The following is a 9,463-nucleotide window of genomic DNA, read 5'->3' as shown; positions in this document are numbered from 1 at the left end:
TACGCTCCACGCTTCCTCCCCACACTCGGTCGCCCTCATGCAGTTGCGCTTCACTTCATTCGCTGTGACCAGCTTGTGGCGGGACTTACACCCGCAGGAGTGCGCCCATGCTGGGCGCACAAGAAAAACGCCGCCGGGATTGGCGGCGTTTTTGCAATGGCAGGTGCTAGAGCCAATACACCACGACGTAAAGACCCAGCCAGACGACATCGACGAAGTGCCAATACCAGGCCGCGCCCTCGAAGCCGAAGTGGTGCTCCGGCGTGAAGTGCCCCTTCAGAATACGGATAAGCATCACACTCAGCATCACCGTACCCATCATGACGTGAAAGCCGTGAAAGCCGGTCAGCAGGAAGAAGGTCGAGCCGTAGATGCCCGACGTCAACTTCATGTTGAGTTCATGGTAGGCGTGGAAGTATTCAAACCCCTGGAACCCCAGGAAGGTAACGCCAAGGCAAATCGTCAGGAATAACCAGAACGCCGCGCGCGCCCGCTGGTTCGCACGCAAGGCGTGGTGGGCAATCGTGATGGTCACGCCCGAGCTGAGCAGCAATGCCGTGTTGAGCGTCGGAATCGGCCACGGCCCCATCGTGCCGAATTTATCAACCACGCCAGCCGGCCCGAGGGTTGGCCAAACGGCGGTGAAATCGGGCCATAGCAGCTTGGCGTCGAGCCCTGCCAACTGGGGCAGCGCGAAATTCCGCGCGTAGAACAAGGCGCCGAAGAACGCCGCGAAAAACATCACTTCGGAGAAGATGAACCAGCTCATGCTCCACCGATAGGACACATCGACGTTGCGGCCGTAATGCCCGCCCTCTGACTCGCCGATGGCATCGGCGAACCATCCGCGCAGCACGAGCAGCAACCCCAGCATGCCGACGGTGAAAGTCCACGGCGCAAAAGACAGGCCATTGACCCAGCCGGCCGCCGACGCCAATATCACCAGCAGCCCGACGCTGGCAAGGACAGGGTAGCGCGACGGCGCTGGCACGAAATAGCGAGATGCCGCCTGGTGTTGACCGCTCATTGTTGTTTCTCCACTTGAGTCCAGTTTTTCCGCATTCTTATTACTTGGCCAAATTGATCGCCACTCGAACCACCACAATCAGTATCGCAATGAACAGTGCCGCCCCGACCAGCCCCGCCACAATCACATGTACCGGATTGAGCTGCGCCATGTCGCGGTCGTGATCCTTGCCCTTGCGCACGCCGAAAAACGACCAGAATACAGCGCGCATCGACTGGCCAAACGATGGTTTGCGTCGAACCGCCCGCTTGAGGTCATCCACCGCCACTCTCCCGTTGATTCGTCGCGACATCGGTTGAAGTCGCGCCCAGCTCGAAAGAAGTATAGGACAGCGTGATCGTCGGGATATCCTTGGGCAACTTGGGATCGACGACGAAAATCACCGGCATCTCCCGACTCTCGTTGGGCTTGAGCGTTTGCTGGGTAAAGCAAAAGCACTCGATCTTCTTGAAGTAACTGGTTGCTTCGGCCGGCGCATAGCTGGGAATCGCCTGCAGACGAACCACGTGGTCCGTTCGATTGCTCACTTTGTACAACACCTGGGCAATTTGCCCCGGATGCACCGTCATGCTCCGTTGCATCGGCTTGAACCGAAACTCGCCGCGCGCATTGGCATCGAATTCGATGGTTATCTCGCGGCTCTCGTCGACCTGGGTGTTGCGCGCCAGCGCAAGCGAGGTTTTGTCGCCGACGCGATTAATCCCGGTCAGACTGCAAAAAGCCCGATAAAACGGCACCAGGGCATAACCGAATCCGAACATGAATGCGGCCAGCAATAGCAATTTGCCGAAAGTGCGTCGGTTTGCGCGCCGGTTGCGCTCGATCATGACGGATTCCTGAAATGGTTACCGCACTAGAAACCCAGCAATTTGACTTTCACCATTACGCCAAAGAAAAAGATCGCCACGATCGATACCAAGATCCAGGCCAACCTGATGTTCCTGGCGCGAGCATCCTGTCGCGATTTTTTCTCTTCCTGCTGCGAAACCATGGCATCCCCGAGCGGGATGAGCAATCACGCTCATCCCCGTGTTGGCCGGACCGGCTCAGAGAACCTGAGGCGGCGTCTCGAAGGTATGGAACGGCGCCGGGCTCGGGACCGTCCACTCGAGTCCCTCCGCGCCATCCCACGGCTTGTCTTCCGCCTTTTTGCCGCCGCGGTAAGTCGGCAGCGCGACGCAGAAGAGGAAATACACTTGCATCAGCCCGAACCAGAAGGCCCCGACAGTGGCAATCTGGTTGAAATCCGTGAATTGCGCCGGGTAGTCGGCGTAGCGGCGCGGCATGCCCGCCAGTCCCAGGAAGTGCATCGGGAAGAACGCCACATTGAAGGAAATCAGAGATCCCCAGAAGTGGATTTTGCCGCGCAGTTCGCTATACATATGGCCGGTCCACTTGGGCGACCAGTAATACCATCCCGAGAACAGCGCGAATAGCGAACCCGCCACCAGCACGTAATGGAAATGGGCCACCACATAGTACGTGCCATGCAACTGAATATCGATCGGCGCCATGGCCAGAATCAGGCCGGTAAAGCCGCCCATCGTGAACACGAACAGGAAGCCGAGCGCGAACAGCATCGGCGTCTCGAAGGTCAGCGAACCGCGCCACATCGTCGCCACCCAGTTGAACACCTTCACGCCGGTCGGCACGGAAATCAGCATGGTCGCGTACATGAAGAACAACTGGCCGGTCACCGGCATGCCGGTGGCGAACATGTGGTGCGCCCAGACCATGAACGACAGGATCGCGATCGACGCGGTTGCATACACCATCGAGCTGTAGCCGAACAGCCGTTTGCGCGAGAATGCCGGGATAACCTGCGAGATGATGCCGAACGCTGGCAGGATCATGATGTACACCTCGGGGTGCCCGAAGAACCAGAACACATGTTCGTACATGATCGGGTCACCGCCGCCAGCCGCATTGAAAAACGACGTGCCGAAATGGCGATCGGTCAGCAGCATGGTGAGTGCGCCAGCCAGCACCGGCATCACGGCAATCAGCAAATAGGCCGTAATCAACCATGTCCAGCAGAACATCGGCATCTTCATCAGCGTCATGCCCGGTGCGCGCATATTCAAAATGGTGACGATGATATTGATCGCCCCCATGATGGACGAGGCACCCAGAATGTGGCCGGCGAAGATCGCCATGTCCTGGCCTGGGCCCATCTGAATGGACAGCGGCGCGTACATCGTCCAGCCGGCGGCAGTCGCGCCGCCCGGCGCGAAGAACGAACCGAGCAACAGCGCACCGCCGACCGGCAGCAGCCAGAAGCTGAAGTTGTTCATCCGCGCGAACGCCATGTCGGGTGCGCCGATTTGCAGCGGAATCATCCAGTTCGCGAAACCCACGAAAGCCGGCATGATCGCGCCAAAAATCATCACCAGGCCGTGCATCGAGGTCAGTTGATTGAAGAATTCGGGTCGCATGATCTGCAACCCAGGCTCGAACAGTTCCGAGCGGATCAACAAGGCCATCACGCCGCCGGACAGCAGCATGACAAACGAAAAGCACAGATACATCGTGCCGATGTCTTTGTGATTCGTCGCGAACAGCCACCGACGCCACCCATGCGGATGGTCGTGTGCGTGAACGTGATCCGCCACATGATCGTGAGCGATGGAACTCATACCGAATCTCCTTCTTGAAACTCGTCGAACCGCACTTTAATTATTTTCTGATCGAACACGACACCCGGGCGGCACTCGCACTCAGGGCATCTTACCGTTGCGTGCCGCCGCCACTTGCCGGGGCTGCAACACATCACCGGTCTTGTTACTCCACGAATTACGTTCGAATGTGATGACCGAAGCGATCTCGACGTCGCTCAAGTGGCTCCAGTTCGGCATGACGTTCTTGCCATGCAGCACGATATAGACATGATTGGCAATCGGGCCGTTGGCGATCTTCGAGCCGTCCAGCGCGGGGAATGGGCCACCGCCCTTGCCGTTCGCCTGGTGACATGCCGCGCAATTGGCCATGTAGACCTGACGGCCGCGCTCCATCAGCTCGGCCATCGTATAAGTCTTGTTCGGATCGTCAGCCTGGGCCGCCATCTTCTGCTTTTCCGCATCGACCCACTTGGTATAGTCAGCCTGCGACACGACCTTGACCACCACCGGCATGAAGGCGTGCTCCTTACCGCACAGCTCGGTGCAAAAACCCCGATACACGCCAACCTTGTCTGCCTTGAACCAGGTATCGCGCACGAAACCAGGAATGGCGTCCTGCTTGACACCGAAAGCGGGAACATACCAGGAGTGAATCACGTCATTGGACGTTGTGATGATGCGTATCTTCTTATTGACCGGCACCACCAGCGGATTGTCCACCTGTTGCAAATAGGTGTTGCCCTTGGGCTGCTGGCCGTCGATCTGTTCGCGCGGTGTCGAGATCGTGGACAGGAAACTGATGCCCTGCCCTTCACCGTTGATGTAGTCGTAACCCCACTTCCATTGATAACCGGTGACCTTGACCGTCAAATCGGAGTTGCTGGTGTCCTTCATCGCCACCACGGCTTTGGTCGCGGGCAATGCCATCAAGATCACGATGATGAACGGCACGACCGTCCAAATCACCTCGACCGTCGTGCTTTCATGGAAATTGGCCGCCTGATGGCCCTTGGACTTGCGGTGCATGATCACCGAATAGAACATGACACCGAACACGCCGACGAAGATCACGAAGCAGATGATCAACATCATCGTGTGCAGGTTGTACAACTCTTGTGCAATTTTGGTGGCCGGCGGCTGGAAGTCGAGTTCGTTGACAGCCGGGCCGCCCGGCATATTGGTCACGGCCATCGCGGGAACACAGGCAAGCAGCATGCCACTCGCCAGCAAAGCCGCCCAGGCATGTTTCATTGTTTTCATAGCTTCCTTACCCAAAATTACAATTCAATTCTTGTCTGCTCGCCTTCAGGCGCACCGCCGGAGCCAGCCTCGCAGTTCGCGGGCAAACGGCTCACGCCGATGGTACGCCAGATACTTGCCGAGGGGCAGCGTCTGCCGCCCTGCGCATAAAGTGATGCGCGTGCGCGGCTGACCGTCCACCTCGATGCGCACCCAGCGCGGGTTGAACGCGTAATGGGTCAACCGGTCGGCAGACTGCTGCTCCACCACAAGTTGCTCTGGTGATAGCCGAATGTACTCGTAATCCGTTGCGTGTCGGGCATAAACAACAAAAGCTGCACTCACGGCCAGCAAATCCAACCCCGTGAAAGGCAACACCAGCCAGGCGCCGCGGATTGCCACCACAACGGCAATGCCGAGCGACGCGGCCACCAGCGACAGGTAACACAAGACAAACTGGCGCGGGGACATGGCGCAATTTCGCTTGAGCATCCAGTCCTTGAGCACAACGTCCGTGTCCCGGCAGATCGCTTGCATTGGTTTCACCCTGAGGTAAATCGCTGCTTTCTGGCCTTTATCCCAAAAGTTCCCTCCTTCTGGGCGACAAACTGCCGCATTATAGACCTGCGTCTTTGCGAACGACAAGTTTGATACCGGGTATTAAAAAGTACGTAAGAAGGGGGGTCGCCCCGCAATCGAGCGGCCGCCGCCCGCCTCAGAAGCCGCCCGATCTGCGCCCGCCGATATCCTGCAATCGCACCACCGCATTGCCCTGTTCGTCGGTTTTTGCAGGCGTGCGCCAGGCGTGACCATAAATGAATTCAAAGGTAAGCGCTAACACACCGTCCGGGCGGCGCTGCTGCTCCAGTGCACGACACAGGGCCTGATGCCGCCGACGTCCCGTTAGTCCGTCGAAGCGTTCCGACATCGGGTTGCCGCCAAGCAATCTGACGTCCCTCAGCAACGCCGCGGGCGTCTCATAGGTCACGGTGAACGTCTCCATATCGACCACCGGCAGGCCGAAACCGCTCTGAACCATCATATCGCCGAGGTCATGCATATCCGTGAAAGCGATAACATGCGGCCTCGCGTCGACGGCGTTCCAGGCGGCGCGCAATTCGCGCAGGGTGTCCGGGCCAAACGTCGAAAACAGCAGCAGCCCATCGGTATGCAGCACCCGATGCCACTCGGGAATCACACGGTGAGGATCCTCGCGCCAGTGCAGCGCCAGGTTCGACCAGACCAGATCCAGCACACCATCCTTGAGCGGCAGGGCGCCGAAATCCGCCTGAACGACCCCTTGCGGCGGCGCGCGTCTGAGCCAGCGCCGCCAGCCCTCGGACGCGCCGCGCTCGGCGGCGGCGCGCGCCATGCCCAGCGACGAGTCGGCCCCGACCAGATACGCCTGGGGATAACGCGCCTGCAATGCCGCAAAATCGGCCCCCGTGCCGCAGCCCGCATCGAGAATGCATTTGGGAGTCAACTTGATGTAGTCCAGCCGTTCGAGCAATCGATGCGCTACCTCGCGCACCAGAAAATCGGCATCGGACCAATGCGCCGCACGGCGATCGAACACGCGACGCAGATGACGGGAATCGAAGTTCGACCGGGCGTCGGCGGTGGAGGGTGGATTCATGGCGGAGCTCATTGAGGCGGCAGTATACTCGCGACTGCGGCAGGCCGTCTCCGACCGGCTGTCACCGGCCGCGAGAATCCCGTTTGCCCGGAGTAAGACGCCCCGTGTTTGTCCATACGCTGTCACCGAAAATTCGCCGCAGGCTCGCCGTGAGCCTGCGGCGAGCGTTTGACGCTGCGCTGCCGAATACCTGCCGGCTGTGTGATGACACTGCCCACAGCCTGGTTTGCACGCCATGTGCGCGCGATTATTGGCATGACCGGAACAGGCAGCGATGCCCCGCCTGCGGGATCACACTGGCGCCGGGCGCCGGCGCGCGCCGTTGTGGCAACTGTCTGGCGCATCCTCATGCGTTCGATGCCACTGTCGCGCTGCAGGATTATCGAGCGCCGCTGGATCGCTTGATTCTGGCCCTGAAATTTCGCGCCGATCTACCCCTCGCCCGGGACTTCGGCTACCGCTTGAGCCACGCACTGCGACCCCGCATCGCGAGCCCCGCCGCACTGGTCGTGCCTGTGCCGCTCTCGCCGGACCGGCTGGCCACGCGAGGCTTCAATCAGACCTGGGAAATCGCCAGAAGCGTCGCGCGCCACCTGCGCCTGGCCAGCGATCCGCACGTACTGCATCGCGTGCGGCAGACCGCGCCGCAAAGTGGACTCGACATCGCAGCACGGCGGCGCAACGTCCGGCAGGCCTTTGCCGCCGGTGACGAAGTGCGAGGGCGTGAAATCATCGTCGTGGACGACGTCATGACCACCGGTGTCACTCTCGACGAAATCGCCAAGACGCTCAAGCGGCAAGGTGCGGCGCGCGTGGTCAATGCGGTCGTGTTGCGCACGCCGCCGAACAACTGATCTTCTTCAATGTAAAAACGCTATGTTCAATGTCGTGCTGGTCGAGCCGGAAATTCCCCCCAATACCGGCAACGTTATCCGTCTGTGCGCCAACACCGGCGCACGGCTCCATTTGGTCGAGCCCCTGGGATTCCCGCTCGATGACACCAAAATGCGGCGCGCCGGGTTGGACTATCACGAATACGCGGAAATGCGCGTGCATGCGAGCTGGCAGGATTTTCTCGAGGCCGAAAAACCGCTGCCCCAGCGCATGTTCGCGCTGACCACTCGAGGAACGCGTCGTTTCGGCGAGCTGCCGCTGGAGGCCGGCGACTGGTTCATCTTCGGCGCAGAAACGCGCGGCCTGTCTCCTGCGATCCTGCAGACGTTTGCGCCGGAGCAGCGCGTCAGACTGCCGATGCGCCCGACGAGCCGCAGCCTTAATCTCTCCAACACCGTGGCTATCGTGGTGTTCGAAGCGTGGCGTCAGAGCGGCTTTTCAGGCGGCGTGTGATCCGGTCTCGGCACGGGCGTCACGCTTCAATAAAGATTCAACCGCGGCGCGAGGCGCCAGTTGCTCGAACAGCACCGCGCACACCGCCTCGGTTATCGGCATGGCAACTTGGTGCCGCCGGGCCAGTGTCAGTACCGTCTGGGCGCAGCGCACGCCCTCGGCCACGTGCCCGAGGGCGGCGAGCACCTCGTCCAGCGTGCGGCCTTGCGCCAATTGCAGGCCGACGGTCCGGTTGCGCGACAGGTCGCCGGTGGCGGTCAGGATCAAATCACCCACGCCGCTGAGCCCCATGAAAGTCTCGGGCTGCCCGCCCAATGCCACGCCCAGGCGCGTCATTTCGGCCAACCCGCGAGTCACGAGGGCGGCGCGTGCATTCATACCCAGACCGAGGCCATCGCTGATGCCGGTGGCGATCGCGAGCACGTTCTTGACCGCGCCCCCGACTTCGACGCCGATCAGGTCGTCGCTCGAATAGACCCGCAGCGCACCATGATGGCAGGCACGGATCACCAGGTCGCACAGCTCGGCAGAGCGGCTCGCGACAGTGAGCGCGGCCGGCAGCCCCTGAGCCACTTCCCGCGCAAAGCTCGGCCCCGAAAGGATGCCGGAGCGCGCCGCCACCTCGTCTCCCAAGACTGCCGCGACAACCTGGTGCGGCAGCAGTCCGGTGTCGGCCTCGAAACCCTTGCAAAGCCAAAGCAACTGGCTGGGCGCGGCGCCGCCGTCGCGCAGGCGCTCGCATAATCCGCGCAAGCCCGCCACCGGCACGGCGGCAACGCACAGCGCGTCGGCGCCGGTCGCGTGAGCCAGCGCGCGATCGAAATCGGCACCAAAGCGCAGTGCCGGCGTCAGCGCGCAACCCGCCAAATACACGGCATTCTCGTGAGTGGCCGCCAATTCGGCGGCGCGCCCGGCGTCTCGCGCCCACAGCAGCACGTCATGGCGCTGTGCGATGTGGCTTGCCAGGGCGGTGCCCCACGCGCCTGCGCCAAAAACCGAGACTCTCATGGATTTCGTGGCGGAAGGGCGGTTGGCCGTGCGCTCAGTGAGGGCGCGCGGACGAGCCGTCGGGCAGCACGATCCCGCTGCCATCGGCGCCGGCCGCGCCCTGCTGCTCGGCCAGCGCGGCCAGACGTTGCTCGTAGAGCGCCTGGAAATTGATTTCCGACAGATGGATCGGCTGGAATCCGGCGCGACTGATCGCATCGGCGATGTTCGAGCGCAAGTACGGATAGATGATCGTCGGGCAAGCGATGCCGATCAGCGGATCGAGTTGCTCGGCGGGCACATTGCGAATGTCGAATATCCCGGCTTGCTTGCCTTCGACCAGAAATGCGACTTTCTCGTTGACCTTGGCCGTTACGGTGCCGATCACGACGACCTCGAACACACCTTCGGCCAGTTGCTCGGCGCCCACGTCGACCTGCACTTCAACCGTCGGCAGATCCTGCTCGAGGAAAATGGCCGGCGAATTGGGCTGCTCCAGCGACAAATCCTTGAGATAGACGCGCTGAATGTTGAAAAACGGCTGTTGCTGGTCGGACATGGGATTTCCTTGAAAAATGAACAGCCGCGCATGCGCGCGGCCGATGGAGC

Annotated in this window: 11 protein-coding genes and 1 pseudogene; 2 read left to right on the top strand and 10 right to left on the bottom strand. The window is 61.0% G+C overall.

Annotated features, from left to right (window positions below):
* Window positions 1-166 precede the first annotated feature (166 nt).
* The 8 genes and pseudogenes from EPN80_RS19085 to bioC all read right to left on the bottom strand — a co-directional run bounded on the left by EPN80_RS19085 (window position 167) and on the right by bioC (window position 6,520).
* Window positions 167-1,027, bottom strand: a complete 861-nt coding sequence (locus EPN80_RS19085) for a cytochrome c oxidase subunit 3 (RefSeq protein WP_293031078.1) — start codon at window positions 1,025-1,027, stop codon at window positions 167-169.
* A gap of 40 nt (window positions 1,028-1,067) precedes the next feature.
* Complete coding sequence (locus EPN80_RS19080) at window positions 1,068-1,289, bottom strand: DUF2970 domain-containing protein (RefSeq protein ID WP_293031075.1); 222 nt, start codon at window positions 1,287-1,289, stop codon at window positions 1,068-1,070.
* Window positions 1,282-1,854 (bottom strand): cytochrome c oxidase assembly protein, encoded by a 573-nt coding sequence (locus tag EPN80_RS19075; protein ID WP_293031072.1) that lies wholly within the window; start codon window positions 1,852-1,854, stop codon window positions 1,282-1,284. The genes EPN80_RS19080 and EPN80_RS19075 overlap by 8 nt, the downstream gene beginning before the upstream one ends.
* A gap of 26 nt (window positions 1,855-1,880) precedes the next feature.
* Window positions 1,881-2,018, bottom strand: a complete 138-nt coding sequence (locus EPN80_RS19070) for a cytochrome oxidase small assembly protein (protein ID WP_211276090.1) — start codon at window positions 2,016-2,018, stop codon at window positions 1,881-1,883.
* 55 nt (window positions 2,019-2,073) lie between these two features.
* Complete coding sequence (gene ctaD / locus EPN80_RS19065) at window positions 2,074-3,663, bottom strand: cytochrome c oxidase subunit I (RefSeq protein ID WP_293031069.1); 1,590 nt, start codon at window positions 3,661-3,663, stop codon at window positions 2,074-2,076.
* Between the two features lie 84 nt (window positions 3,664-3,747).
* Window positions 3,748-4,929 (bottom strand): annotated as a pseudogene (gene coxB / locus EPN80_RS19060) (cytochrome c oxidase subunit II); the annotation flags it as partial.
* Window positions 4,930-4,950: 21 nt separating this feature from the next.
* Window positions 4,951-5,421: a DUF2244 domain-containing protein gene (locus tag EPN80_RS19055; RefSeq protein WP_293031084.1), complete on the bottom strand. Its 471-nt coding sequence runs from the start codon at window positions 5,419-5,421 to the stop codon at window positions 4,951-4,953.
* 178 nt (window positions 5,422-5,599) lie between these two features.
* Window positions 5,600-6,520 carry a malonyl-ACP O-methyltransferase BioC gene (gene bioC, locus EPN80_RS19050; protein WP_293031066.1) on the bottom strand — a complete coding sequence of 307 codons (921 nt, stop codon included), beginning with the start codon at window positions 6,518-6,520 and terminating at the stop codon, window positions 5,600-5,602.
* A gap of 149 nt (window positions 6,521-6,669) precedes the next feature.
* On the opposite strand from bioC, the gene EPN80_RS19045 reads away from it, so the two are divergent.
* Both EPN80_RS19045 and trmL read left to right on the top strand, forming a co-directional pair.
* Window positions 6,670-7,374: a ComF family protein gene (locus tag EPN80_RS19045; RefSeq protein ID WP_293031063.1), complete on the top strand. Its 705-nt coding sequence runs from the start codon at window positions 6,670-6,672 to the stop codon at window positions 7,372-7,374.
* Between the two features lie 22 nt (window positions 7,375-7,396).
* Window positions 7,397-7,867, top strand: coding sequence for a tRNA (uridine(34)/cytosine(34)/5-carboxymethylaminomethyluridine(34)-2'-O)-methyltransferase TrmL (trmL, locus tag EPN80_RS19040; protein WP_293031061.1), 471 nt, complete (start codon window positions 7,397-7,399; stop codon window positions 7,865-7,867).
* Here the strand turns inward: trmL and EPN80_RS19035 are convergent.
* Window positions 7,853-8,875: an NAD(P)H-dependent glycerol-3-phosphate dehydrogenase gene (locus tag EPN80_RS19035; RefSeq protein ID WP_293031058.1), complete on the bottom strand. Its 1,023-nt coding sequence runs from the start codon at window positions 8,873-8,875 to the stop codon at window positions 7,853-7,855. The genes trmL and EPN80_RS19035 overlap by 15 nt on opposite strands.
* Before the next feature lie 34 nt (window positions 8,876-8,909).
* Entirely contained in the window at window positions 8,910-9,413 is a 504-nt protein-coding gene (secB, locus tag EPN80_RS19030; RefSeq protein ID WP_293031055.1) for a protein-export chaperone SecB, read from the bottom strand.
* Window positions 9,414-9,463 lie beyond the last annotated feature (50 nt).

Origin of the sequence: Pandoraea sp. (assembly GCF_004297875.1) — a bacterium.
Lineage (GTDB): Bacteria > Pseudomonadota > Gammaproteobacteria > Burkholderiales > Burkholderiaceae > Pandoraea.
This window is presented reverse-complemented; position numbering and strand designations above follow the sequence as displayed.